General features: G+C 70.8%; 25 protein-coding genes. 11 read left to right on the top strand and 14 right to left on the bottom strand.

Translation table 11 applies throughout. The features are described 5' to 3' along the window. Window positions 1-3: 3 nt before the first annotated feature. The 3 genes from HNR23_RS23285 to HNR23_RS23275 are packed head-to-tail and all read right to left on the bottom strand — an operon-like array spanning window position 4 to window position 4,578. Window positions 4-1,374 carry a hypothetical protein gene (locus HNR23_RS23285; RefSeq protein ID WP_184078738.1) on the bottom strand — a complete coding sequence of 457 codons (1,371 nt, stop codon included), beginning with the start codon at window positions 1,372-1,374 and terminating at the stop codon, window positions 4-6. Window positions 1,375-1,393: 19 nt separating this feature from the next. Continuing rightward, a complete protein-coding gene (locus HNR23_RS23280; RefSeq protein WP_184078736.1) occupies window positions 1,394-3,733 on the bottom strand; it encodes a hypothetical protein in 2,340 nt (779 codons plus the stop codon). Between the two features lie 11 nt (window positions 3,734-3,744). Next, window positions 3,745-4,578 carry a nucleotidyl cyclase domain-containing protein gene (locus HNR23_RS23275; protein ID WP_184078734.1) on the bottom strand — a complete coding sequence of 278 codons (834 nt, stop codon included), beginning with the start codon at window positions 4,576-4,578 and terminating at the stop codon, window positions 3,745-3,747. A 192-nt stretch (window positions 4,579-4,770) separates the two neighbouring features. Here HNR23_RS23275 and HNR23_RS23270 point away from each other — a divergent pair, with 192 nt between their 5' ends. Continuing rightward, window positions 4,771-5,295 (top strand): hypothetical protein, encoded by a 525-nt coding sequence (locus HNR23_RS23270; RefSeq protein WP_184078732.1) that lies wholly within the window; start codon window positions 4,771-4,773, stop codon window positions 5,293-5,295. 13 nt (window positions 5,296-5,308) lie between these two features. Here HNR23_RS23270 and HNR23_RS23265 read toward each other — a convergent pair whose 3' ends face one another. The 3 genes from HNR23_RS23265 to HNR23_RS23255 all read right to left on the bottom strand — a co-directional run bounded on the left by HNR23_RS23265 (window position 5,309) and on the right by HNR23_RS23255 (window position 7,579). After that, a complete protein-coding gene (locus HNR23_RS23265) occupies window positions 5,309-6,010 on the bottom strand; it encodes a Crp/Fnr family transcriptional regulator (protein WP_184078730.1) in 702 nt (233 codons plus the stop codon). A 467-nt stretch (window positions 6,011-6,477) separates the two neighbouring features. After that, complete coding sequence (locus tag HNR23_RS23260; RefSeq protein WP_184078728.1) at window positions 6,478-6,870, bottom strand: hypothetical protein; 393 nt, start codon at window positions 6,868-6,870, stop codon at window positions 6,478-6,480. Between the two features lie 193 nt (window positions 6,871-7,063). Next, the gene (locus tag HNR23_RS23255; protein ID WP_184078726.1) at window positions 7,064-7,579 is read right to left on the bottom strand and encodes a helix-turn-helix domain-containing protein; all 516 of its coding nucleotides are present in this window, start codon (window positions 7,577-7,579) and stop codon (window positions 7,064-7,066) included. 387 nt (window positions 7,580-7,966) lie between these two features. Between HNR23_RS23255 and HNR23_RS23250 the strand changes: the two genes are divergently transcribed. The 4 genes from HNR23_RS23250 (at window position 7,967) to HNR23_RS23235 (ending at window position 11,367) form a co-directional block, all read left to right on the top strand. Further along, complete coding sequence (locus tag HNR23_RS23250; RefSeq protein WP_184078724.1) at window positions 7,967-8,788, top strand: NAD-dependent epimerase/dehydratase family protein; 822 nt, start codon at window positions 7,967-7,969, stop codon at window positions 8,786-8,788. A gap of 156 nt (window positions 8,789-8,944) precedes the next feature. Further along, window positions 8,945-9,898, top strand: coding sequence for an ElyC/SanA/YdcF family protein (locus tag HNR23_RS27030; protein ID WP_184078722.1), 954 nt, complete (start codon window positions 8,945-8,947; stop codon window positions 9,896-9,898). A 3-nt stretch (window positions 9,899-9,901) separates the two neighbouring features. Continuing rightward, window positions 9,902-10,564 carry an HAD-IA family hydrolase gene (locus tag HNR23_RS23240; RefSeq protein ID WP_184078720.1) on the top strand — a complete coding sequence of 221 codons (663 nt, stop codon included), beginning with the start codon at window positions 9,902-9,904 and terminating at the stop codon, window positions 10,562-10,564. A gap of 74 nt (window positions 10,565-10,638) precedes the next feature. Next, the gene (locus tag HNR23_RS23235) at window positions 10,639-11,367 is read left to right on the top strand and encodes an SDR family oxidoreductase (RefSeq protein ID WP_184078718.1); all 729 of its coding nucleotides are present in this window, start codon (window positions 10,639-10,641) and stop codon (window positions 11,365-11,367) included. A gap of 50 nt (window positions 11,368-11,417) precedes the next feature. Here HNR23_RS23235 and HNR23_RS23230 read toward each other — a convergent pair whose 3' ends face one another. The 4 genes from HNR23_RS23230 to HNR23_RS23215 all read right to left on the bottom strand — a co-directional run bounded on the left by HNR23_RS23230 (window position 11,418) and on the right by HNR23_RS23215 (window position 14,678). Continuing rightward, window positions 11,418-12,599 carry a DUF418 domain-containing protein gene (locus tag HNR23_RS23230; protein WP_246421839.1) on the bottom strand — a complete coding sequence of 394 codons (1,182 nt, stop codon included), beginning with the start codon at window positions 12,597-12,599 and terminating at the stop codon, window positions 11,418-11,420. Window positions 12,600-12,685: 86 nt separating this feature from the next. Continuing rightward, window positions 12,686-13,429, bottom strand: a complete 744-nt coding sequence (locus HNR23_RS23225) for a hypothetical protein (RefSeq protein WP_184078716.1) — start codon at window positions 13,427-13,429, stop codon at window positions 12,686-12,688. Further along, on the bottom strand, window positions 13,426-14,313 hold the full coding sequence (locus HNR23_RS23220; RefSeq protein WP_184078714.1) for an ATP-binding cassette domain-containing protein: 888 nt from the start codon (window positions 14,311-14,313) through the stop codon (window positions 13,426-13,428). Before HNR23_RS23220 ends, HNR23_RS23225 begins: the two co-directional genes overlap by 4 nt. Beyond that, window positions 14,313-14,678 carry a GntR family transcriptional regulator gene (locus tag HNR23_RS23215; RefSeq protein WP_184078712.1) on the bottom strand — a complete coding sequence of 122 codons (366 nt, stop codon included), beginning with the start codon at window positions 14,676-14,678 and terminating at the stop codon, window positions 14,313-14,315. The genes HNR23_RS23220 and HNR23_RS23215 overlap by 1 nt, the downstream gene beginning before the upstream one ends. Window positions 14,679-14,828: 150 nt before the next feature. On the opposite strand from HNR23_RS23215, the gene HNR23_RS23210 reads away from it, so the two are divergent. Both HNR23_RS23210 and HNR23_RS23205 read left to right on the top strand, forming a co-directional pair. Beyond that, a complete protein-coding gene (locus HNR23_RS23210; protein WP_184078710.1) occupies window positions 14,829-15,329 on the top strand; it encodes a pyridoxamine 5'-phosphate oxidase family protein in 501 nt (166 codons plus the stop codon). A gap of 133 nt (window positions 15,330-15,462) precedes the next feature. Continuing rightward, a complete protein-coding gene (locus tag HNR23_RS23205) occupies window positions 15,463-16,038 on the top strand; it encodes an NADPH-dependent FMN reductase (protein ID WP_184078707.1) in 576 nt (191 codons plus the stop codon). A 108-nt stretch (window positions 16,039-16,146) separates the two neighbouring features. On the opposite strand, the gene HNR23_RS23200 is transcribed toward HNR23_RS23205, so the two are convergent. Continuing rightward, window positions 16,147-17,676 (bottom strand): helix-turn-helix domain-containing protein, encoded by a 1,530-nt coding sequence (locus tag HNR23_RS23200; RefSeq protein ID WP_184078705.1) that lies wholly within the window; start codon window positions 17,674-17,676, stop codon window positions 16,147-16,149. 404 nt (window positions 17,677-18,080) lie between these two features. Between HNR23_RS23200 and HNR23_RS23195 the strand changes: the two genes are divergently transcribed. After that, window positions 18,081-18,731 (top strand): peptidylprolyl isomerase, encoded by a 651-nt coding sequence (locus HNR23_RS23195; RefSeq protein WP_184078703.1) that lies wholly within the window; start codon window positions 18,081-18,083, stop codon window positions 18,729-18,731. Between the two features lie 33 nt (window positions 18,732-18,764). Here HNR23_RS23195 and HNR23_RS23190 read toward each other — a convergent pair whose 3' ends face one another. Next, entirely contained in the window at window positions 18,765-20,798 is a 2,034-nt protein-coding gene (locus HNR23_RS23190) for a transglycosylase domain-containing protein (protein WP_246421838.1), read from the bottom strand. 287 nt (window positions 20,799-21,085) lie between these two features. Between HNR23_RS23190 and HNR23_RS23185 the strand changes: the two genes are divergently transcribed. The 3 genes from HNR23_RS23185 (at window position 21,086) to HNR23_RS23175 (ending at window position 24,240) form a co-directional block, all read left to right on the top strand. After that, on the top strand, window positions 21,086-21,820 hold the full coding sequence (locus HNR23_RS23185; RefSeq protein WP_184078700.1) for a response regulator transcription factor: 735 nt from the start codon (window positions 21,086-21,088) through the stop codon (window positions 21,818-21,820). Beyond that, window positions 21,810-23,798 (top strand): sensor histidine kinase, encoded by a 1,989-nt coding sequence (locus tag HNR23_RS23180; RefSeq protein WP_343070683.1) that lies wholly within the window; start codon window positions 21,810-21,812, stop codon window positions 23,796-23,798. The genes HNR23_RS23185 and HNR23_RS23180 overlap by 11 nt, the downstream gene beginning before the upstream one ends. Before the next feature lie 139 nt (window positions 23,799-23,937). Continuing rightward, entirely contained in the window at window positions 23,938-24,240 is a 303-nt protein-coding gene (locus tag HNR23_RS23175) for a hypothetical protein (RefSeq protein WP_184078697.1), read from the top strand. 46 nt (window positions 24,241-24,286) lie between these two features. Here HNR23_RS23175 and HNR23_RS23170 read toward each other — a convergent pair whose 3' ends face one another. Both HNR23_RS23170 and HNR23_RS23165 read right to left on the bottom strand, forming a co-directional pair. Beyond that, window positions 24,287-24,607 carry an ArsR/SmtB family transcription factor gene (locus HNR23_RS23170; RefSeq protein ID WP_184078695.1) on the bottom strand — a complete coding sequence of 107 codons (321 nt, stop codon included), beginning with the start codon at window positions 24,605-24,607 and terminating at the stop codon, window positions 24,287-24,289. Window positions 24,608-24,787: 180 nt separating this feature from the next. Next, the gene (locus tag HNR23_RS23165; RefSeq protein WP_184078693.1) at window positions 24,788-25,201 is read right to left on the bottom strand and encodes an arsenate reductase ArsC; all 414 of its coding nucleotides are present in this window, start codon (window positions 25,199-25,201) and stop codon (window positions 24,788-24,790) included. Window positions 25,202-25,230 lie beyond the last annotated feature (29 nt).

Genomic DNA, 25,230 nt, shown 5'->3' with positions numbered 1-25,230 from the left:
GAGTCACTCGTCATGGTCGTCCTCTCGGATGTCGAAGGACTCGCGCTCGTCGCGGTCGGCGCGAACATTGCGCTCGCTGCGGCTGGGGCGGCTGCCGTTGACGCGATCGTTCGCCTCGTGTTCCGCAGCAGAGCCATCGCCGGGCGACCGGTCTGAGCCCGAGGGAGCCGAGCCCGACCGGTCCGATGCCGACCGGTCCGATGCCGACCGGTCCGATGCCGACCGGTCCGATGCCGAGCGGTCCGAGCCGGTATCGGCATTCACCTCGGGGAGAGCGCTCGCCGGTGCGGACGCGTCGACCGCCGTCGGCTCCGTCAACGGCGCGGAGGTCCCGAGCTGCTCGGCCAGAATCCCGCGAACGTCGATCGGGACGTCGTCGCCGTGGCCGTAACGGATCGCGGTGGTCAGGACGTCCCTCTGCAGCTGCTCCCGCCGGTGCCGGTCCTCGCGCGCCCACACTTCCCGCTCGTGTTCCCGCGCCTCCTGGCGCAGGGAGTCTTCGCGCTCCCGCTCCCGTCGCGCCTGCTCGTCGGCACGCTCCTCCTGGAGCCGCCGCTCCTCCAGCACCTGCTCGCGGTCGCGCTCCTCGGCGATCTTGTCGGCGAGCTCGCCCAGGCTGGTCTTTCCTTCGGCCACACTCAGGGTCAGCGCCTCGATGGTGCGGTTCTGGATCGACTCGCTGAGATCGGCCATGATCTCGCGGGTGAAGGCAGTGACCCTCCTTCGGATCTCCTGCTCGTTCAGGGTCTCGCGGCGCTTGGTGAGGTGCTCCTTGAGCACGTCCGGCGTTTCGATCTCCGTTCCGGCGTACTCGATACGCATCCCGGGGATGTGCGGCGGCATCAGCTCGGTGTAGGCCTGGATCTGCGAGCTCACCACATCGCGCACCGTGTTGACCTCGGAGAGCGTGTGGTTCTGGCCGAGCCGGTGGAGCTTCTCGTACTTCCGCAGGTAGATGTCGATGATCCGGTGCGCGTCCCCGCGTCCCGCGCGCACGACGGCTTCGGCGTCGGTCACCGTGCAGGTGAACGTGATGTGGAGGGCGAATCCGGCGTCCTCGGCGGACGGGATCTCGCGCTCGATGGTCACGGGGACGTCGTGCCCCAGGTCGACCAGGCTCACGTGGTCGGCGGAGGTCACGCGCTCGTCGTCGAGCGGCGTCTCGCCGCTGTCGACGAGATAGCCCCCGCCGGTGCGGTAAACCAGCACCTGGTGTGCTTCGGGGTTCGGCAGCTCCGCGCGGTCGCGGCGACGGCTTCCCAGGCCCAGAAAGCCGCGCCGCGGGGTCGGTTGGAGGACACGCCGCTCGACGATCGGGAACGCGGGAGTGTGCGTACGCGGGTCCGTGTCCGTGTCAGCGTCGGTGATGCTCATCGTCTTTTCTCCCGGTTCACTAAGCCGTGGACGTGCTCGGGTCGATGGCCCCGAGCAGGATGGCGAGGATGTCGTCGGCGAACTGCCGGTCTTCGTCAGGCCGACGGGCGATGGCCGTGAAGGCGGCGCGGAAGTCCTCGTGCTCGTCACGCGGAAGGACGTCGGCCAGGGACGCGACGAGCTCCCTGCTGCGCGCGTCGGCCTCCGCGCTCAGCCTCCGCAGGGCGCACAGCGTCCTCCAGAGCGCGATGATGGCGTCGCGCCGTACCCGCCGATGCACGATGACAGCCGCCCACAGGGCCACCACCTGCGGGATGACGGTGGGGTCGCGGTCGATGTGGAGGGCGACGGCGGGTGCGTCATTGCGGGCGGACCGGACGGTCAGCACGGACAGGGCTGCACGCAGGACGAGCGCGTGGCGGTGGCGTGTCCGATCATGCGGACGGGTGCTGCGGAGCAGCTTCTCCACCCCCCGGAGCAGTTCCCCGACGCTCTGCTCCTGGTCGGTGAGGGTTCCGAACAGCGCACCCAGGGCGATGGCGGCGTCCAGGCCGAGGGCCACCGGGATGTTGCGGACCGGCGGTCGAACCGGGTCGGTCGCGTCCTCGATGATCTGCTTGAGCTGCCGCATCGCCTCGGAGAGAAAGCGCACGCCCAGTGCCCCGCTCCAGGCGAGCACTCCGGTCTCCCGCTGCTCGTCCGTCCCCTCGGTGGTCCACTGGACCGCTGTGCGCAACGCCGCGGGCGCGAGCCGGTCGTCGCCGCACATCACCCACAGGACGTAGGTCGCGGTGATCTGGCCCGCCCAGCCGGCGGCGCCCTGCGACCACGGTTCGAGGTAGGTCTCCGCGACCTCGTCCAGGGCGCTGACGGCGAGCGTCGCCAGGCCCTCGGCCGCGGGGACACGGAACCGCTGCTCGGCGACGAGAGCGTCGATCCAGGCCCGCACGGCGTCCCAGAAGCGGACGTCGAAGCGTTCCCACAGTTCGCGGAGGACCTCGACACGGTCATTCGCCTCCAGGAACACCGGTATCCGGTACACGGCGCCGCCTACGCGGTGGTGTTCGACCCGGACCAGCTCGTGGGAGAAGCGGCCGATGCGCCGCTGGGGCAGCACATCCTGGCCGGGCGGAGGCGGCTGGGGGGCCTGGCAGCCCGCGGTCGGCCGCGCGGGAGGCGGCATCCGGGTGGCGAGGGCGGCGGTGAGGCGCTGCGCCGTCGTCTCGATGTCGCGCTGTTTCATCCCCAGCAGGAACGCGAGGGCGGTGATCTCGACGATCTCGTCGCGGGTGCGTCGGCGGCCGCTGTCGTGGTCACCGGCGTGTTCGGCTGTCGGCGGATCCGGCGGATCGGAGTGCTCAGCTCCGAACCACTGCCCGATCCGGTACCGGTCGGCTTCCCGGAACACCTCGGTCACCGCGGCTCCGGGTGCCTCGCCTCGGGCCAGCCGGTTGGCGACCTCGACGAGGTCGGCCATGGTGCACTCGTTGGGGACGGCCGCGGCCACCGTGTTGGTGGCCTCGTCGGTGATCTCGCCGCCGAGCCGTTCGCGCAGGACGCGGCCGGTCTCCGGCCTGCGCCAGGGAATGTGCGCCACCGATTCGGCCGACACCGCTCCGGGACGTGACGCGGTCGTGATGACCAAGTGGGCACCGGTGTCTGTGACCCGGTCGCGCAGCGCCTTCCAGTGGAAGTCGCGCTCTTGGAGGGGGCCGGGCCCCTGACCGCCGAACCAGTCGAGGACGATGTAGCCCCGGCCCCGTGTGTAGGCGCGCTCGGTCAGCTCCTGGAGGGACATCGACGGTGACAGCACGACGACGAGGCCGTCCGTCACGTCGCGGATCAGCGCGATCGCACTGGTGCGCCGGCCGAGGCCGGGGTCGCCCGTGAGGACGACGAGGTGGGCCGTGCGCAGCTCTTCCCTGGCCTGCCCGTACGGGTCGGGACGGACCATGTGCCGCAGTGCGGCGTGGATGTCGTCTTCCTTGAGGCGCCCGGTGATCCTGGCCGCCGCAGGACGGCCCGTTCCCGTGGCGATCCCGATCGTGCTGTCCCCGGCGCTGACCGGACCGTTGAAGTAGTTGTTGACCGCGAACATCCGGTCGGCGCGCTCGTTGGGCCCGAGGTCGCTCTCCGGAGAGTCCCCGGCGCCGTCGGCGTCCGGCTCCTGTTCGTCCGGCGCAGCGGCGGCGCCCTGAGCGTCCTCGCTGCTCTTCCGCTGCTTTTTCTCGTCCTTCTTCTGATCCTTCTGCTCCGCCGGCTCCTTGCGATTCCCGTCCGCGCCGTCCGCGGCCGCACTCGGACGCGCGGCATCAACCGGGCTGTCGTTCCCGCCCTCCCGGGACGGTTCTTCGGCCACCCGTTCCCCCCTCACTCGAAGCGCATGCCGATGACGCCGTTCGAGGCGTCGACCTGATCGTTGAACTCGTTGTGCACCACGTGTTCCGCGCGGTAGCGCTTCGCGTGCCGCGGACCGCCGCCCGCCTTCGGGGCGCGCTTCGCGGCACCGCGGTCACCTTGGTCAGATCGGTCACCTCGGTCCGTCGGGGCCGCCGACGGGGCCGGGGGCTCCTCGGCGGCGGGCCCGTTCGACCCGGGGGCCGGGCCGAGATCCAGCGCGTGCACGTCATGGCCGGGGACATGGATCCAGGCGTCTTCGGAGAACTCCTTGCTCGCCACGCGTACGCACCGGAAGTCGACGACGCCGAGCCCGGTGTGCCGCTGCGTCACGGTGTCCAGGAAGACCGCCTGGGAGACGATGATCGCGAGGTCGGCGCCGGATGAGGCGAGTGCACGTCGCAGCACGTCGCTGTCGACCAGCCGGGACACGGCAACGATGCCCTTGCCCCGGTAGCCGCGGGGCGAGGCGACCACGGTGCCGTGGTGGATCGCCAGGCGAAGTCGGAGCCGCGCCTCGGGCACCAGATCGTGGTTGTACCGGCGCAGCGCGACCGCCAGTTCCCGGACGCACGCGTCGACCAGGACCGGTTCCGGAGTATCCGCCGGAAGAACTGCGAGTTCTCCGTCACCAGTGGAGTTGATCTCCCAGGTTTCGCGGTCGAGCCCCGAGCGTGTCACGGCTCTTTCGAGGACCTGCGGCAGGGCTTGCTGGATATCGGCCTGGCGCTGGTCGTCCGCGCTCCCGAATCCCTTGACGTCAACAGACCAGAGCAGTCGACGGCCGAATTCCTCGTCACAATCCATACCTATCCGCCTCCTTCGTACCTGTTCATCCGATTCGGATCCTCGGATGCAAGGCAAGTCTGGCGTGGAACAGTCAGGAGGATTCCTGATCAGTCGGCATTCTCACGAGAGAACCCCTGATAAGGGCTGTGATGATCCGCACAACCCCAAAAGCCGATTGATCAGGGATTGTGGCACGGAAACGCGCTTCCAATGAAATCAGTGATCAATGCCGATCACTTCCCAAAGAAGCACGAAAGGGTCAAAGTCATGCACCATGATCCGGACGACATTTCAGCCGCCTTGGCGTCTATGACCCTCTTCCAGAACAATGTCCAGCAAGCAGACGGAAAGGTGGGCACCCTCCTCGTGGCCTACGCGGGGGCCGCGGTCGCGGCGATGTCCTCCCAGTCGGAGCTCACGGAACAGGGAGGAGTGGTGGCGGCCGTGCTGCTGGCGACGTTCACCTTCACGTTCCTGGGCTCCGGCTACCACCTGGCGCAGGCCCTGCGGCCACGCATGGGCGCACCGCGCGCGACCAACCGGTTCGGGATAGCGGGAGCACGTGCATGCCGGCCAGGCGACAGAGCCATCACGACCGCGGAGGCCTGGGAGATGTCACAGGTGCTCGCCGTGATCGCGCGGCGCAAGAACTTCCATGTCGCCCGCGCGATTCCCTGGGTCGCCGCGATGCTGTGTGTCGGGCTCAGCGGAGCGGTGGCGGCCCTGATTCGTTAGCACTGGTCGGCGCTCAGACGAGATCGGCGAACGCCCGGAGGCCGTCGAGGTCGATCACGGTCACCTTCCGGTAGCGCGACCGGATGTAGCCGTCCTCCCGGAGCCTGCGCACTGCCTGCCCCACGGCGTCCTCCCGGGCGCCGATGAGCCGGCCGAGCTCCGCCTGGGAGAGCCGCACCCCCAGATCGAGCCCATCGTCGGTCATCGCCCCATGGCGGTCGACGAGATCGACCAGAACCCGGGCGAGGCGCACCGGAACCTCGTACACCGCGAAATCGGTCCGGCGGCGCTCCGCCCATTCCAGGCGATCACCGAGCACAGATCCGATCACGCCCCACGCATCCCGGTTCCTGTCCAGGAAGTTCATGAACACGGGGGTGGGGATCGCCTGGGCGATCGTCGGCGAGCACGTGGTCACCGTCGCCATCGGAGCCGACCCACGCAGCGGCCCCATCTCGCCGACCACATCACCGCTGACGCGGACCGCCAACAGGGTCTCGACGCCGTTGGGCAGGCGGGAGGTGACCTTGACGCACGCGGAGTCGCCTGGCTGCGACGATCGGAGGACGTAGACCGTGTTCTCCACGTGCCCCTGCCGCAGAAGCGCCGTGCCCGTCGGGTACGTCCGCGTCTGCGTCAGTCCGAGAAGATCCGCACGGGCAGCCTCACCAAGCCGGGACATGAACGTCCCCGCGGGCCATGTTCCGTTGTACATGGGGTTCTGCCACTCCTCACCAGCCCGGCGGCACCGAGCCCGCCCCCGCGACAGGCGGGATCCTGCGGGGAGCGCCGGCCCCCGCCCCGCGAGGGCGGTCACGCGTCGTCGTCTTCGAGAAACTCACGGATTTCATCGACCACTGCGGCGTCGAGGAAACGTTTGCAGCCATCGCGTCCATGCCAAAGCCGACGGCGCGCCGGAAGTCGCCTGCGGCACCGGAGCGGCTCGTGGCCGTGTCTACAGGAGATGATGGCGGAGCGCGATCGCCGGTTCCACAGGCGTCCGAAGTCGTGCAGAGGGCCGGTGCCCCGGGAAAGAGCGGCTGGGCGTCCCTCGCCCCTCCGGCGATGGCCATGGCGAAGGGCGTCGATTCCGTCCGTTTTCCCCGTCGAACGCCATGATCATCGATGGAGGGGAGAAGGCCGGGCCGGGCGCTGCAGGACGGCGCCCGACCCGGGCAGCCCTCACCCCGCGAGAGGGAGGTTGACCGGGATCAGGCCCCATTCGTCTTCGTAGCGGCGGATGAGCCTCGGTGTGACGGGGGCGTCCAGGTCGTAGCGGTGTTCGATCTGGCGTCTGTACTCCCTGGGGTCGATGCGGGGGTCCGTCAGACCGGAGGCCTCGCGGAGGAGGGCGCGGGGGGTGCCGAACAGCTGGTCGTTGTAGGCGCGCAGCAGTCGGCTGAGGACGATCCCCTCGTTCACGGTCACCAGCACGCCGCTGGATTGGCCGGGGCCGAAGGGCAGGGTGGTGGTGATGAACTCCTTGTTCCTGGGCAGAGGGGCGGTGGTGATGGCGAGCGGGTACTTCCAGTCCCGCTCGGTGAGGTCTATCGGGGGATGAGGGGGGCTTGACACGATCCCTCCCTGTCACGTGCGCGGATACGGGTCTGTAGCGGGGATGATCATGGTAAAGCGAACATCTGTTCCACTGCCACGCGTGACCTCCGCAAACCGTGCTCGACAGTTCGATACACGGACGGAACGCGGTACGCCTACGGGTTTTCGGCGCTGTGGCCGGATCCGGCCACAGAGGTGGAAACCCGGGGGGTCACCACGTCCGCCCCCGGACGTGGCGCCGGTGCCGGCGCTCGGTGTGGATGATCATCAGTGCCTGGCTGCGCGCGACCTCCAGCGCCTTCTCCAGTAGCGCCGACTGCTCCTCGGGGGTGAATTCGTCGTCCACCGCGAGGTCGGCCTCGACGTCGTCGTAGATCCGCTGCACCAGGTCGACCCGCTCCCTGCGGTACATACGCGTCTCGACCCCGGACCTCTCGTCGTACTCGACGGAGATCAGCCGGTCCTGTATCGGCCTGGGGTCGCCACCGGTCGCCATGTCGCGAAACGACCCCGGCTCCCACCCCAGCTTCCGTTCGAGCTTGGCCAGCACGATATCGCTGTAGCGCGTGCGTTCGCCGCGCTCCATGGCCTGCAGCAGCCGGTAGGAGACTGTCGGCTCCCGACGGGCGAACTCGGCACGGTCGAGACCGAGTTCCTCCCGGCGTCTCCGCACGGCCTCGCCGACTTCTGCGATGTAGGCCCCAAGGTCTGTGCTGGGTCGCGGCATACGCGCTTCTCCCGGTCTCATTCGCGGCGGACGTCGGCATCATCGCCGAACTTTCCGTCGGCATCAATCGGCACAGGTAGGGGGCATGCGCCCGGGCCGCGGACCCTCCCTTCTCGCGGCCCGACGGGTGCGGCAGTGCGTGAGGATGCCGCCCGGCGCCGACGCACCGGCGGCACCGGACCACGCCGCCGACCGGGCCGTCTTTCTTTTTCTTTTTCGAAGTGGCATTGACAATCTCCGCACCCCCGCCTAAATTCGTCGATTGGCCGGTCGAACGAGATCGCGAGAAGATCAGAAACAAAAACGATCTTTGATCGCGCCGCAGCCACACTTCTGAGCAGCATTTACTCGTTTGACGTGCACATCTCCAACGGAGGATATCGGCGCATGCGCGTTGCAGTGACCGGCGGCGAGGGTTTCATCGGCAGATACACCGTCGACCACCTGCGGGGGCGCGGGCACGAGGCGTTCGCCGTGGATCGGTCTTCGGGCGCGGACATCCTCGGCGAGGAGCTCACCACCGCACTGAAGGGCGTCGACGGTGTCGTGCACCTGGCCGGCATCCTGGGCACCGAGGAACTCTTCGACCAGGTCGACGAGGCCATCGATATCAACGTGAAAGGCACCTACCGGGTCCTGGAAGAGTGCCGAATAAATGACGCGCGATTCGTCGGGATCACCATGCCGCAGGTCTGGAAGAACGTTTACCAGGCGACCAAGCAGTGTGCGCAGGAACTCTCCTATGCGTGGCGGCAGAATTTCGGTGTTCCCGTCAGCCACGTTCGCGCGTTCAACGCCTTCGGACCCGGCCAGAAGCACTACGGTGTGCAGAAGATCGTCCCCACGTTCGCGGTGTGCGCGTGGAACGGGCGGCCGATTCCGGTGTGGGGCGACGGGGCGCAGACGGTCGACCTCGTCTACTCCGCCGACCTCGGCCGCATGCTCGCCGACGCCCTTGACTTCGGCGACTGCGAGGTGTTCGACGGCGGGACCGGCCGCGCGATGACCGTGCGGGAGGTGGCGGAGATGGTCCTGGAGATCACCGGATCCACCGCCGGGATCGAGTACCTGCCCATGCGCAAGGGTGAGACGAAGACGGACATCGTCGCCGGTGGCGAGGGCTGGGACCGGATCGGCTGGCGCCCGGAGTTCCGGGCCGACGACCTGGAGCGGACGGTCGTCTTCTACCGGCGGTTCGCAGGCGCCTGAGGCGTGTCGGTGTGACGAGAGGCAGGGGGTGCGGTGGCTACTGCCGGGGATCCCGCGGCACAGACGCGTGCAGGGGCCCGTTTCGCCGACGCGCTGGGACACGCGTTCGGGGGGCCTCCGCGGCATGCTCCCGCGACCGCGGAAGCGGGACACGCGGTGCCACGCGAGCTGGAGGTCGTGGTCACGGCTGAGCGCGACGACTCAGCGCACGGTGCACTCCTCCGGTTCGGCTCCGATGACCTGGCAGGGTACGGGGCGGACCGGACCGTTCCCGGCCGGGCCGACCCCGCCGACCCGGTCGGCGTCCTGTCCGCACGGCGCATCCGCCTGACGGTTTCGGAGGCCGCCCTACGGGACGTTCGGTCCGGGGCGGCGACCGGGACGTCGACCGCCATGTCGGGCCGGGTCGGCATCGACGGCACATGGCCCGACCTGGCGCGGCTGCGCCGGGCGACCATGGGCCGCCGGTTCCGCCGCTATCTCGACGCGCTGGGCAGCCCCGCCGCCGACGCCCCCTCCCCGCCGGTGCCGGCGCACGGAGCCGACCTGGTCGTCGTCCTCGCCGCGCCCAACGGGCCCGACGGCACCCTCAGCCCCATGGCGCGGGACCGCAGCCGGGCCGCGGCCCGGCTCAGCGCGGAGCTCGGCGCGACGCTGGTGCTCACCGGCGGCTTCGGGGCGCAGTTCAACACGACCGGGTGCCCCCACTGGCGGCACTGCCGGGACTGGCTCGGCTCCCAGGGGCTGCTGCCGGACCGGCCGGTCATCGCGATGGAGACCCGGCACACGTACGACGACGCGCTCTTCCTCCGCGAGCTGGCCCGCACCCGGGCGGTCGGCTCCATCAACCTGGTGACCTCCGACTACCACGCCGAGCGCGTCCGCTACGTCCTCGACCTGGTCCTCCCGACGGCGCGCGTCACGCCGGTGCCGCACGCCGAGCTCGGCGCCGAGGCGGAGGCCCGGCTGTGGCGGCACGAGGCACACGCCCTGGGCAAGACCGTCGCCGCCACCGTGCTGTTCGGCCCCGACCGCCTGGTCACCCCGCTGGAACGCGGGCCGGACTCGGATATCGCCGAGCGGTGGGTCCCGACGCCGGACGGCGGGTAGCGGATGGCCCGGAACGGCCCGTTCCACGCGGGGACCCTGCACTGCCAGGCGGTGCTCTTCGACCTCGACGGGGTACTGGTCGACTCGATGCCGCTGATCCACCGCGTCCTGCGCGACTGGGCTGCCGGGCACGGGCTCGACCCCGACCACGTGGTCGCACGGTCGCACGGGATGCGCGATGTCGACCTGGTCCGGGCGGTCGCGCCCGAGCTCGACGCCGCAGCCGAGGCGCGGCGCATCGCGCGGCGGGAGGAGCACGACTTCACCGGGATCCGACCGGTCGCGGGCGCCGCAGAGCTGCTCGCCGCCCTGCCCGCACACCGGTGGGCCATCGTCACCTCCGGCACCCGGGCCGTGGCCCGGGGACGCCTGCGCGCCTCAGGCTTGCCGCGGCCTCGGCACCTCGTCGCCGCCGACGACGTCGCCCGGGGCAAACCCGCGCCCGACGGCTACCTGCGCGCGGCCGGGCTGCTGGGCGTCGAACCGGGCCGGTGCGTCGTCGTCGAGGACGCACCCGGCGGCGCGCGTGCGGCCGCGGCGGCCGGGATGGCCTGCGTGGGGGTCGGCGGCGCCGTCCCGCGAACCGAGGTCGTGCGGTCACTGGCCGACCTGTGCGGCCTGGTCGCCGTGCCGGAGGACGGCGGTCTCCGTCTCCGCTTCCGGTGAGCCCCTGCCGGTTGACTTCGAGTTCGGTCGAGGTTCTAGCGTGTGCTCCCGACGCTCAACGGAAGGGGTCGCAGATGCAGGACACACGCGTGGTCGTCACCGGAGCCGGGCGCGGATTCGGGCGGGCGCTGGCGGTCGGGTTCGCCCGGTCGGGGGCCGAGGTCTTCCTCTCCGCCCGCCGGATCGAGTCGGCCGAGGCGGTGCGGGACGAGATCCGGGCGCTCGGGCACGAACGCGTCCACGCGTTCACCTGCGACCTCGGCGATCCCGCGTCGGTCCGGGACTTCACCCGGAAGGTCGGGGAGTGGACGGACCGGGTGGACATCCTGCTCAACAACGGCGCCGCCTGGCTGGACGCGACCGACCTGGAGGAGGCGGGCGACGACGACATCGCGGCGGCGATCGCGTCGGGCGGCACGGGCACGGTCCTGCTGACCAAGCACATGCTTCCGCTGCTGCGGGGGTCGGACCGGCCCGACATCGTCACCATGGTCTCGTCGGTCGCCTCCGGGCGCAGCAACGCGGGGATCGGCAACCCGGCGTTCGCCGCGGCGAAGGGCGCCCAGGCGAACTTCTCCGACATCATGTCGGAACGGCTCCGCCCGCACGGCATCCGGGTCATCGCCCTCTACCCGCCGGACTTCACCGACCTCGACCCGCTGAGCGAGGAGTGGGAATCCGCGGTCCGCGGCCCGAGCTCGATGCTCACCGCGAGGTCGGTGCTCGACTGCGTCCTGTTCGCCGTGAACCAGCCCCGCGACTGCTTCATCCGCACCTTCGAGTTCGAGCCGCTGCCGTCCTGAGCCCGGACTCGGCGGGGGCGAAGGCCCAGCCGAGTCCGGTGTCGGCTGCGTCAGCGCTTCGCGCCCTTGTAGACGAGCCTGCGCAGGGCCACGTCCGCCGGCCCCCGCTTGCCTCTGCGGTCCAGGGACACCGCGTAGAGCACCGCCACCGACCAGCACAGGAAGGCGACGCCGATGGCGCCCGCGCTGTTCAGGTGGGCGCCCAGGCCCAGCAGTTCCGCGTGCAGGGTGACGGCGACCAGAACGGATGCCATCAGGTAGCAGGTCAGCGAGTTCTTTCCGGCGGAGGCCAGCGCCCGGGCGGCCGGCCCGGGCGCGTCTTCCAGCCGTGCGCCGAGCAGCCCGAACAGGGCCGCATACGCGATGCCGCCCCCGACCCCGGTGTAGGCGTGGACCCCCATCACGGTGCCGAGCACCACCGGGTCAGCGGTGTTCCACAGGCCTACCTCGACGAGGACCGCCGGCAGGGCTCCGAGCAGGGAAATCGCCAGGCCGACCGCGGCGATCCGGGCGAGCAGCGGCTTGTTGTCGCCCGGCCGGTCCAGCAGTCGGCGCCTGGCGGCCCAGGCGCCGAGGAGCAGCGGGAGCAGCAGGGGGAAGCCGATGTTGTTGAGGACCGGGGCGAGCGGCATGAAGATGATCCGTTCGGCCCAGTCGGCGGTGGTGGAGTAGCCGACCACCGGAGACTTCTCCGTGGCGAAGGCCATCATGATGCCGACGAGGGGAACGGTCACCGCGTAGATCACCGCGGTCACGGCGGCGCCCGTGAGCAGCGCCCGCTCGGGGCGCAGCAGCAGCCAGCCGATGACCAGGCCGGCCAGGCCGTAGGCGGCGAGGATCTCGCCGGGGAACACGAGGATCGCGTGCACGGCGCCGAAGAGCAGCAGGAAGAGGCTGCGGCGGCGCAGCAGGCGCCGGGCCTCGCGCTCGGGGGTGCCGCGGGACAGCTGCCCGCTGAGCATCATCACCATCCCGTAGCCGAACAGCGCGGCGAACATCGGGAAGGACCGGTTGTCCAACACGAGCAGGACGACCACGCGCACGGCGGCGTCCAGCCAGGTCCCGCCGTCGGGGTGGGTGTTCACGGAGCCGTAGGCTCCGGGCAGGTACAGCGGCGCGTAGGCCATGGCGATCAGCAGCAGCATGAACCCGCGGGCCAGGTCGGGGGTGAGTCTGCGCTCACCGGCACCCACGCCTTCCCGGCGCGGCACTCTCTCGGTGCTCTCGCTCATTGGGTCGTCTCCTCTCAACCTGCGTTGCAGGGATCGGGGGGGAGGGTGAGGAAAACAGAGGACGGCTCGGCGGGGCGGACACCCGGTCAGTCGGGCGTTGACCGCAGGGGGATGTCCCGGACGAGCAGCCACAGGACGGCGACGGCGGCCGCGATCGCCGTGGTGCACAGCGCCGCGGCCGCGGGTCCGGCGGGGGCGGGTGTGGAGAGCACCGCTTCCAGCACCGGGTTCGGCGAAGAACCGGTCGCGAGTTCGATGGAGAGCTCGACCGAGATGAGGGCGGACACAGCGGCCGCGCCCCCCGCTGCGAGCGCCGGCGGGGTCCGGCGATGGTACGCCGCTCCGAGCAGGGCCCCGGCGAGCAGCCAGGCGGAGAACACCAGCCAGTACTCGCCGATGACGCCCGCCATCTGGGTGGGTTCGGTGAACAGGTGGGGTCGGCCGAGCTCCTGGGGGCGGTCGGCCGCCGCGTACACCAGGGCTTCGATCAGGTACCCGATCGCGAACAGGAGAGCGGAGAATCCGGCGAAGGCCAGGGCGGCGCCCCCCGTCCACAGGGCGAACTCGCGCCGCGTGAACCCGTGGCGGAGGTACAGGGGAAGCACCACCGCCCCCGCGTGGACCCCCAAGACCAGGAGGGCCCAGCGGGGGATCGTCGAGGCATGGTCCCACAGGCTTCCCGTCAGGCCTGCGGCGGTCCCGATATGGAGTGCGATGCCGAGGGCGGCGGCGCCCGCGAGCAGGATCGCCCACACCGCCAGGGCGTCAACGGCCCATGACGAGGTCACCCGGCGGGTGAAGCGGTAGGGGGAGGCGGTCGAGGGACTCATCGCGCACCTCTCGCCGGGTCGGTCAGGTGGATGAACAGGTCCTGCAGGGGAACCGGGGAGAGCTCCAGGCCGTCGCCGCGCGCACGGTCGGCCCGGGTCGGGTCCGGCTCGCCGAAGTGCGTCGCGGCCGCGGTCCCGCCGAGCCGCTTCTCGTGCAGCAGCGTCCCGCCGTCGGCGAACCGGGCCACCCTGTCCTCGGGCCCGGTCACGGTGAACGCGCGCTCCCGGATCCGGTCGGCGTCCTCGTGGAGGACGAGCCTGCCCTGGTCGAGGATCAGCAGCCCCTCGAACACCCGGGCGGCCTCCTCGATCAGGTGGGTGGAGAGGATGACGGTGCGCGGATACCGCAGGATGTCGTCCAGCAGCTCCCGGTAGAAGAGGTGGCGGGACGGCGCGTCCATACGCAGGTGGGTCTCGTCGAAGGCGGTCAGCGGCGCCCGGGAGGCGAGTCCCAGGGCCACGCCCAGGGCGCCGAGCTGCCCCTGGGAGAGCGCGTCGATCCGTCGGCGTGGCGCCAGAGCGAAGCGGTCCAGCAGCACCGCGGCGTAGTCGCCGTCCCAGTGGGGCCGGGCCGCCTCCGCGAGCCCCAGCGCGTCGCCGACGCGCGTGACCCCGCCGGTCTCGCCCGAGCCGCGGATGAGACAGATGCGCGAGGTCGCCGCCCTGTTGTCGAAGACCGGTTCCCCGCCCACCCGGACCGTACCGCCCGACGGGCGGAGGTACCCCGCGAGCAGGGCGAGCAGACTGGACTTCCCGGCGCCGTTTCGGCCGAGCAGCCCGTAGACCCCGCTTTCCTCCAAGCGCAGCGAGACCCGGTCGAGTGCGGCGGTCCCCCCGTAGCGCAGGGACAGGTCCTCGGTTTCGACGGCTGGTGCGCCGGCCATCAGTCCTCCTCCCTCATGTGCTGCCGGATCCGGTCGACGACGGCGCCCAGCGGCAGTCCGATCGCGCGCGCGGAGTCCACCATCGGGTCGACGACCTCGGAGAAGAAGACCTCGCGGCGCCGGGCGCGCAGCTCGTCGCGCGCGCCGGGGCTGACGAACATGCCGATGCCCCGCTTCTTGAAGAGCACCCCCTCGTCCACGAGCCGACCGATGCCCTTGGCAGCGGTCGCAGGGTTGATCTGGAAGAAGGCCGCGTACTCGTTGGTCGAGGGGATCTTCTCCCCCTCGCGCAGAACCCCGCTGAGCACATCGGCGGCGATCCGCTCGGCGATCTGCACATAGATGGGGCTCCGGTCGTCGAACAAGAGCCCTCCACTTCAGCTTCTCTGGTTCATTACATGACTAATGAACCACAGAACCTTCGCACGCGCAATAGGGGTACCCGCCGCGCCGGGGCGGGCGTAGCGTGCTCGTCGTGTCGGTTGGCTTTCGCATTCCAGAGGACGGTGGACCCGATGTCGGACGCGTATTCCTTCGCCCCCTTCGAGGCGGAGTTCCTGGACTTCACCTCGCGCATCGTGTGGTGCACGGTGACCACCGTGGACGCCAAGGGGCGTCCCCGGTCGCGGATCCTGCACCCGATCTGGGAGGTCGCCGGGGGCGGACCGGTGGGGTGGGTGTTCACCGGGCGGACACCGGTGAAGACACGGCATCTGGCGGCCAATCCGCACGTGTCGGTCTCCTACTGGAACCCCGACCACAACACCGTCACCGCGGACTGCGTGGCCTCCTGGGTGGAGGAGCCGGAGGCCAGACGGCACGTGTGGGATCTCTTCACCACCACGCCCGAGCCGCTGGGCTACGATCCCTCGCCGTTCGGGGTGACCGGGCCGGACCACCCGGACTTCGCCGCGCTGCGGCTGGACCCCTGGCGGGTGCAGATCCTGCGGGCCGAGCAGATCGCCGACGGCGACTTCGCGCCGCGCACCTGGCGGAGCCCGGCCGAGGTCGGGTGACCTGCGTGCGCCCGGGTATTGACCTTAACCTAAGTTGATATTTGAGGATGTCGACATGGCGCGGACCCGACCGGGTCCGCGATCTCCGATGACGACGCACGTCCGCGCTGCGTCCGCCGAAAGGGATTTCCTCATGTCGCACACCCCCATCCGCGTCGCCGTGATCATGGGCAGCACCCGCGACGGCCGCTTCATCCCGACCATCTCCGAGTGGATCGCCGAGCAGGCGCGCCAGCACGGCGGCCTCGACGTCGACGTCGTCGACCTGGCCGAGGCCCGCCTGCCCGACGTCATGACCTTCGACCCGATGCCCGACGCGGTGACCGCGCTGGCGCCGCGGCTGAGGGCCGCCGACGCGTTCATCGTGGTGACCCCCGAGTACAACCACAGCTTCCCGGCGCCGGTCAAGACGGCCATCGACTGGTACCACGAGGAGTGGCAGGCCAAGCCGGTCGCGTTCGTCTCCTACGGCGGCATGTCCGGCGGCCTGCGGGCCGTCGAGCAGCTGCGTCAGGTGTTCGCCGAGCTGCACGCCACCACCGTCCGCGAGACGGTGAGCTTCCACAACGCTTGGGACCGGTTCGACGCCGAGGGCCGGCCCCTGGACCCGGAGAGCGTCAACGCGGCCGCCAAGGCCATGCTCGACCAGCTCTCCTGGTGGGCCGAGGCGCTGCGCGAGGCCCGTGACCGGCGGCCGTACGCCGCCTGACGGACCGGCCGTGGCCGACCGCGGCCGGAAAACGGCGGTGGCGTGCCCGGGAAGCCCCGGACACGCCACCGTGTCGTCTCGACCACTCCGCCCCGCGGGCGGAGGCGGTCAGATGTCGCGGAAGATCTCGATCTGCGCGCCCACCGAGTTCAGCCGCTCGGCCAGCGCCTCGTAACCGCGGTTGATCACATAGACGTTGCGCAGCACGGAGGTGCCCTCCGCCGCCATCATGGCCAGCAGGATGACGACCGCGGGCCGCAGCGCCGGCGGGCACATCATCTCCGACGCGCGCCACCGTGTCGGCCCCTCGACGAGGAGGCGGTGCGGGTCGAGCAGCTTCACGCCCGCGCCGAGCCGGTTCAGCTCGGTGAGGTAGATGGCGCGGTTCTCGTACACCCAGTCGTGGATCAGGGTCGAGCCCTCGGCCATCGCCGCGATGGCCGCGAAGAACGGCACGTTGTCGATGTTGAGCCCGGGGAAGGGCAGCGGGTGGATCTTGTCGATCGGCGACCGCAGCTTGGACGGCTTCACGGTCAGGTCGAGGAGGCGGGTGCGCCCGTTGTCGGCCGCGTACTCCGGACCGCGGTCGTACTCCAGGCCCATCTCCTCCAGGACGGCCAGCTCGATCTCCAGGAACTCGATCGGCACCCGGCGGATGGTCAGCTCGGAGGAGGTGATGACGGCCGCGGTCAGCAGGCTCATGGCCTCGACCGGGTCCTCGGAGGGGGCGTAGTCGACGTCGACGTCGATCTCGGCGCGGCCCGTCACGGTCAGCGTGGTGGTGCCGATGCCGTTGATCTCCACGCCCAGCCGCTCCAGGAAGAAGCAGAGGTCCTGGACCATGTAGTTGGAGCTGGCGTTGCGGATGACGGTGACGCCGTCGCGGCGGGCCGCGGCCAGCAGCGCGTTCTCGGTGACGGTGTCGCCGCGCTCGGTCAGCACGACGGGGCGCTCCGGCGCGACCTCGCGGTCGACGGTGGCGTGGTAGGCGCCGCTGGTGGCCAGGATCTCCAGACCGAAGGGGCGCAGTGCCGTCATGTGCGGCTGGACGGTACGGGTGCCCAGGTCACAGCCGCCGGCGTAGGGGAGCTTGAAGGTGTCGACGCGGTGCATGAGGGGACCCATGAGCATGATGACGCTGCGGGTCCGGCGCGCCGCCTCCTCGTCCATCGAGTCCAGGTCGAGGACGGCCGGCGGCACGATCTCCAGGTCGTTGCCCTCGTTGATCCAGCGGCTGCGCACGCCGATGCTGTCCAGCACCTCAAGGATGCGGTAGACCTCTTCGATGCGCGCGACACGGCGCAGGGTGGTGCGCCCCTTGTTGAGCAGCGAAGCGCACAGCAGCGCGACACAGGCGTTCTTGCTGGTCTTGACGTCGATGCTGCCGGAGAGGGCGCGTCCGCCGACGACACGCAGGTGCATGGGGCCGGAGTAGCCCAGGGAGATGATCTCGCTGTCGAGCGCTTCGCCGATGCGGGCGATCATCTCAAGGCTGACGTTCTGATGCCCCTTTTCCATGCGGTTGACAGCGCTCTGGCTGGTTCCCAGCGACTCCGCAAGCTGCGCCTGGGTCCAGCCGCGGTGGCGGCGGGCATCCCGGATGAGCTTGCCGATCCGTGCAAGGTAGTCATCTGCCATAAGAAGTGACCGTATCTCATATATGAGACTCAAGTGACAAGTACCCGCTCCAGGAGGCAAATCCGGACGGATCCGACGCGCGGGTGGGCACCGCAATGATCCTGGCGCTCCGGGCGTGAGCACCGGGTAAGGCCGCCCCCGTGAGTCCGCTCACTCCATCCGACCGCACCCGTCGAAAGCACCCGTGCCGACACGCCGATACGCCTCCCCCTAACTCCTTCAGATGGCCGGAAGTGATCGAAAGTTCCACACTCGACCCCGGAAATCCTGTGGTCAGCCCCACATCGACCGCCGCGCCGACTCCGCCCCGGCGCGCGCGGCGACCCGAACACCCGGTCCGGCCCACTGCCGCTACCCTCGGTGGAGCCTCAGCACACGTCGACGACCGCAGAAACGGAACCGCCATGAACCGTCTCTCCCAGACCGCGGCGGCCGGACTGGCCGGTGCCGCCCTGCTCGCCGCTGCCGCATGCGGGGCGGAGGAGGCCCCGGAGGAGGGCTCGGCGGCTCCCGATCCCGCCGCCGACCTCAAGGCGGTCGCGACGGTCGAGGGCGCCACGCTCAGCACGAGCATGGGCGACATCGAGGTGGACCTCTTCCCCAACGAGGCGCCTACGACCGTGCGGAACTTCGTGGATCTGGCCGAGGGGAAGAAGGCCACCGACACGACGACCGGTGACGACCGCTTCTACGACGGGACCGTCTTCCACCGGGTCATCGAGGACTTCATGATCCAGGGCGGCGACCCCGAGGGCACCGGAACCGGCGGCCCCGGCTACACCTTCCCCGACGAGATCGACCCGGACCTCTCCTTCGACGCACCCGGCAAGCTGGCGATGGCCAACTCCGGGCCCGACACCAACGGCTCCCAGTTCTTCATCACCACAGTGCCCACCGACCACCTCGACGGCAAGCACACCATCTTCGGCGAGGTGGCCGACGGGGACAGCCAGGAGGTGGCCGACAAGATCTCCAAGGTCGACCGCGACGCCGCCGACAAGCCGGTCGAGGACGTCGTGCTGGAGTCGGTCACCATCCACCGGTCCGACGACTGAGGCCCGAGGCGCGGGCCGACGGTACCGCCGGCGCTACCCCGCCGGGTCCTCCCCACGCTCCTCCACCGGGGCGAGCCCCGCGTCGGCGTCGAAGTCCCGCACCTCACGGCCCCGCATCGCCGCGGCCATGAACGCACTCCATACCTTCGCCGACGTGGTGCCGCCGTCGATCTCCTCCACCCCGGGGACCTCAAGCGGCTTGCCGTCGGGGCGGCTCAGGCTGACGGCGGCGGCCAGGTCCGGTGTGTACCCGGCGAACCAGGCCGACCGCGCATCGCCGTAGGCCCCCGCGACCCCGGCCACCGGATGGCCGGTGGGCAGGACGGGGTCGGTCTCGTGCGTCCGGTACAGCGCCTCGTTCATCGCATAGGTCGCGTCCCGCGCCGTACGGGCGCTGAACGCGCGCGTGCCCTGCTCCAGCCGGCCGGCGTCCGACGGGTCCAGTTCGCGCCCGTTGACGTCGGTGACCCGCGTGACCATGTGCCGCGGCTTGTGCAGTCCCTGGTTGGCGAACGTCGCGAAACCGCTCGCCTGGTCCAGGGCGGTGAGCTGGAACGTGCCCGACGCGATACTCGGCTCCAGCTCCGCGGTCTCGAACTGCTCCTCGGCGACCCCGGCCTTCCGGGCGGTCTCGGTCACGCTCCGGGGGCCGATCTTCATCACGGCCTCGACGAACGGCACGCCGGAGGGGTCCACCGTCGCCTGGAGGAGGTCGGGGACCCCGCCGGTGCCGGTAGGCGGGCTCTCCCGGCCGACGTCGTCGAGCGGGCCGGGCACACCGAACGACCGCGGGTCGGGGCTGCCGACGCCCTGCTCCAGCGCGGCGGCCAGCACATAGGGCCGGAACGTCGCCCCCGCCTGGGTGCGCTGCACCAGTGACGGGTCCAACTCGTTGACGAAGTCGTCCCCGCCGTGGAAGGCCCTGATCTCACCCGTGGCCGGGTCGATGGCGGCCAGGCCCTTGACGGAGTCCTCGGGCAGGTCCGGCAGGGCGGTGTCGAACGCCTCGGCGGCGGCGTCCATCAGCCGCCGGTCCAGAGAGGTGGTGACCTCGTACCCGCCGGCCGCGATCTGGGCGTCCGAGAGCCCGTAGCGGTCGCGCAGCTCCCGCTCGACCGCGAGCTTGATGTAGCCCTTGTACCCCGACAGGCTCGTTCCGGGCTCGTAGTCGACCACCTCGGGGAACTCCAGCTCGTCGGCCTGCTCGCGGGACATGCCGCGCTCGGGGTCGTTCTCGTGCATGGCGACCGTTCCGTCGACGGCGTAGGACCAGCGCTCGCGGAGGATCTCCTCCATCTTCGAGCCGGGGGCGACGTTCTCGAAGTTGCCGGGCTGCTGGATGATCGCGCCGATGAACGCGCCCTCGGCGGCGTCCAGGTCCTCGACGTCCTTGGCGAAGTACGCCTGCGCCGCGGCCTGCACGCCGTAGGCCTCGCGGCCGAAGTAGATGGTGTTGAGGTACTGGGTGAGGATCTCCCCGGGCGACAGGGTACGGCCGACCTTGATGGAGATCAGGATCTCCTTGACCTTGCGCACATAGGAGCGCTCCTGGGAGAGCCCGTCGTAGTAGTTGCGGGCCATCTGCTGGGTGATGCCCGAACCGCCGCCCGCACCGCCGCCCGAGAGCACGGCGCGGGCCATGCCCATCGGGGAGATCCCCGGCTGGTCGTAGAAGTCCCGCTGCTCGGAGCCGAGCACGCCGTCGACCACCGTGTCGGGGATCTGTTCCTCGGTGACGGGGATCCGCTTGAGCTGCCCGACGGTGAGCGCCTCGGTGCCGTCGGCATACGCGATGCTGCTGCCGATCAGCAGCGCCTGGTCCTGGGGTTGCATCTCGCGGGGGTCGGGCGTCTCCTTGTAGGCCACGGCGAACGCGGCCACCAGCGCGCACAGGCCGAGCGCGCCGGTGACCGCGAGCGTCTTCCACGTCCACGCCAGGACGCGGCGTGTCCGGCCCGGCCGACGACCGCCGTCCGTCGGTGCGGTGATGTCGTCGCCGTCCTCGGCACGCCGATACCTCGCGCGACGCGGTCGTGCCGTCGCATCCGTACGTCGTCGTCTGCCCATTGGTCGCGCCCCCGGTCGCGGTGCGCCCCGCACGAAGGCTCGGCCCACCGTCAGGGGCGCCCGGGCAGGCGGCCCCTGCCCGGCGTTCGAAGGCTGGCCGACGAATGTGAAGAACCCGTGTGGACGCTGTGAGCGAGCCGTGTCGGCGCCCGTCCCCGTTTCGTCGATCCCGGGGCGATCGACGGAACGGGTATCGCCGTTCGGGTCGGGGGAGCGCATACGATCGGTCCGCCCCCACCCCATCCCCTGTGTTGACGTGCGAGAACACCGCAGAGAGGCGAGTCGGCATGAGCGCCCACGTACTGGTCGCCGAAGACGACCCCAACCAGGCCGAACTCATCCGGCGCTACCTGGAGCACGAGCACCACACCGTGGCCGTCGTGCACGACGGCCGCTCGGCGATCGACACGGCCCGGCGGCTGCGGCCCGACCTGATCGTGCTCGACGTGATGATGCCGGGTGTCGACGGGCTCGACGTGTGCCGGATCCTGCGCGCCGAGTCCGACGACGTCGCGGTCCTGATGCTGACCGCCCGCAGCACCGAGGACGACCTTCTACTCGGCCTGGACCTCGGCGCGGACGACTACGTCACCAAGCCCTACAGCCCGCGCGAGCTCATGGCACGCATCCGCACCCTGCTGCGGCGGGTGTGCCGGCCCGGCGGGGACGGAACCAGGGACGAAGCCGGGGACAGGGCCGGGAACGGGGTACTGGGCGCCGGGCCGCTGACCGTGGACACGGTGCGGCACCTCGTCCACCTCGACGGCGCCGAGGTGGAGTGCACCCCGGCGGAGTTCCAGCTGCTGGCGGCGCTCGCGGCCGAGCCGGAGCGGGTGTTCACCCGCGCCCAGCTGCTGGAGCGGATCCACGGTTTCGACCGCTACATCACCGAGCGCACGATCGACGTGCACGTCAAGAACCTGCGCAAGAAGCTGGAGGCCGACCCGCGCTCCCCCGACCTGCTGCTCACGGTCTACGGCGTCGGGTACAAACTCGTCCCGGGGGCGCGCGGTGCGGCGTAGGGGCGACGGCGGCGCGGACCGCGGCAGGCCGGACGGGCCGGACGGAGCACGCGGCATCGCGCTGCGGCACAGCCTGCTGGTACGGCTGCTCGCCAGCTCCGTGCTGGTGGCCGTCTGCTCGGTCACCGCGACCGCATGGCTGGCCGTGCAGGGCACCTCCGGGGCGATCAGCACCGAGCAGGGCGAGACCCTGGCCGTCGACACCCGCATCCACGACACCCTGCTCGGCTACGCGGCGACCAACGCCGCATGGGACGGCGTGGACGACACGGTGCGCGACCTGGCCGCGGAGACAGGGCGGCGTATCGCGCTGACGACCGAGAACCGCATGGTCATCGCCGACTCGGCGGCCGATGGCACCCCGCTGCCCGGCCGGACCGCCTCCGTCGTCGACCCGCTCGCCGTGGACGTGTCGCTGGCTTCCGAGGGCGCCGACCGCATCGATCCCCGCGCCGTGGGGCCCTTCGAGCTGGAGCGCGTCGAGCGCGCACGGCTGAACGAGGCGGCGCGACGCTACGCCGAGTGCCTGCGGCTGGAATTCGGGCAGAACGCGGAGGTCGCCACCACACCGAGTGGGCGCCCCCGGGTGGAGGTGGACGGGGAGGCGACGCGGACGTTCGTTCCGGAATGCGGCCCGGTCGACTTCCAGGCGCCCACCGACACCGAGGAGAAGGCGCTGGCCGACCTCAACGAGCGGATCGCCGCCTGCCTGCGCCCCTACGGTATCGGCGAGGTCACCTATTACCTCGACGGCACCTGGTACATCGACGGCCCGCTGCCCGGGTTCGCCGACCCCGGTCCTGTGCCGGACTCCGCCCCCGGCCCCGAGGAAGCCGGGCCGCGGCCTCCCGACATGGAGTGGGGTCCGGCTCCGGGCGGCGCGGGGACGGCCGACGGCGGTGAGGAGGCCGACGCGCGGGTGGCGGCCTGCGTCGACTCCAGCCGCCGCGAGCAGCTGGCCCCGTACGTCGCCCCGGCCGCGCTGCTGTTCATCGACGACCCCCATCAGGAGTCGCCGGTGGGCCCGGCCCTGTCCCGGGAGGGACTGCTGCGGATCGGCGGGGTCGTGCTGCTCGTCCTGGTGCTGACCGTGGGCGTCAGCGTCGTCGCCGCGACCCGGCTGATCCGGCCGGTCCACGCGCTCACCACCGCGGTGCAGCGCATGCGGGAGGGCGAGGGGTCGGCGCGCGTCGATGTCCGCGACAACGGCGAGATCGGACGCCTGGCCGCGGCGTTCAACGAGATGTCGGCGCACCTGGAGCGGCTGGAAGAACAGCGCAAGGCCATGGTCAGCGACGTCTCACACGAGCTGCGCACACCGCTGAGCAACATCCGCGGCTGGCTGGAGGCGGCCCAGGACGGGGTGGCCGAGCTCGACGCGGACCGGATGGCCATGCTGGTCGAGGAGACCTTGCTGCTCCAGCGCATCATCGACGACCTGCGGGACCTGGCCCTGGCGGATGCCGGGAAGCTCCGGCTCACCCCGGAGCCGCTGCGTGTGCGCGACCTGGTGGACCAGGTTGTGGAGAGCCACCGGGTGCACGCCGAATCCGCCGGGTTGCGCATCGCGGCGGAGGTCAGTGACGACGTCGAGGTGGTCGCCGACCGGGCGCGGCTCCTGCAGGCACTGGGAAACCTGCTGCACAACGCCCTGCGGCACACCCCGGCGCCGGGCCGCATCACGGTGCGGGCGGCACGCGAGGGCGGCGACGCCGTCATCGAAGTCGCCGACACCGGCGTGGGGATCCCGGCCGACCAGCTGCCGGACGTCTTCAACCGGTTCTGGCGGGCGGAGAAGTCGCGCAACCGACAGACCGGCGGCAGCGGGTTGGGGCTGGCCATCGTCCGCAACCTCACCGAGCTGCACGGTGGTAGTGCGTCGGTGACCAGCACCGTCGGCGAGGGTTCCACGTTCACGGTGCGGCTGCCGCTGCGGCGGGATGCCGTCTCGGGTGGGCGGTTCCGGCCGCTTCCATAATTCGGTCCGATTTCAACGACTTTCGGCTGGCCGGAAGCCCGTCCACGGGTATACGATCACATTACATCACGGGGTGCCACGAAATCGGCACGTTCCGTGATATTTCCGTTCTTCTTGATCGCCCACCCTGCTCGGATGAATGATGGCTTCCGTGGATCCCCTGCTGCGCAACCGTGCTCTGACCCCCCTCCCGTCGGCCCCCGCCGGCGGACGGCGCCCCGTCCTCGGCCTCGGCGACACCGGCGGGTACTCGTATTCGACGCTGACCGCCGAGATGACCGAGCTACTGGGCCGCAACAGCGTCATGACCGTCGTGTGCGGCGACGAACGCGGCCGCCGGCTGCTCAGCAGCGCGGCCTGGGTGGCCGGTAAACGCCTGTCCTGCTCGGTGCGGGCCCGCTGCCACGGCCGCAACGTGACCATCTGGGTGGAGCATCCCTGAGGGCTCCGGTACGCCGGCGGGCCGCTCCCGGCACGGCCTGGGGCGGTCAGTCGCAGGGGCGGCGCAGGCGCTGCGCCCGGTCGGCCCGTTCCGCCAGCTCCATCAGCGAGGAGGCCAGTTCGCGGACGGCCTGGGGGCTGAGCCGGTAGTAGGTGAAGCGCCCGGCGGGCTCCGCCGTGACGAACCCCGCCTCACGCAGGATCTTCAGGTGGTGGCTGATGGTGGGCTGCCGCGCTCCCGTCTCCTCGATGAGGTGGCAGGTGCACATCTGCTCCTCGGCGAGCAGTCGGACGATGCGTGCACGCAGCGGATCGCCGAGCAGTTTGACGGCGGCCCCGTCCATGGTTCCCCCTGAGGAGATCAGCATGCCCCGATAGCACCATGCCTTCATACGTCCGTCAAATTCCCGGTTCCGGTACGCGGACGGCCGGGCCGACGGGCCGCCCCGGCCCCGGTCTGTCGGCCCGGGGCCGGGGCCCGGGACCGGTCCGGCGGCCGCTCTCCCCTCATCAGCGACCGCCGCCGGTCCGGATCATGCCCCCGTTCGTCAGGCACGTGAGGGCACCCCCAGCTCGCCCAGCAGCCGCTCCACGCGCGAGCGGATCTCATCACGTACCGGCCGGACCTTATCAAGGGGTTGCCCGGCCGGATCGTCCAGCTCCCAGTCGAGGTACCGCTTGCCCGGGAAGACGGGGCAGGAATCGCCGCACCCCATGGTGATCACCACGTCGCTGGCCTGCACCGCCCCGGGTGTCAGCAGCTTGGGGGTGGCGGCGGAGATGTCGATGCCGACCTCGCGCATCGCCTCGACGGCGACAGGGTTGACGAGTCCGCCCGGGGCGGACCCGGCCGAGCGCACCTCGACGGCGCCGCCGGAGAGGTGCTCCAGGAACCCGGCCGCCATCTGGGAGCGGCCGGCGTTGTGCACGCAGACGAACAGGACACTGGGTGTGGCGGACATGCGTGGCCTTTCCGTGGTGATCGGGGGTG

Origin of the sequence: Nocardiopsis mwathae, from assembly GCF_014201195.1 — a bacterium.
GTDB lineage: Bacteria > Actinomycetota > Actinomycetes > Streptosporangiales > Streptosporangiaceae > Nocardiopsis_C > Nocardiopsis_C mwathae.
Note: the sequence above shows the minus strand (reverse complement) of the source record. Positions and strands in the feature narration are given on the sequence as shown.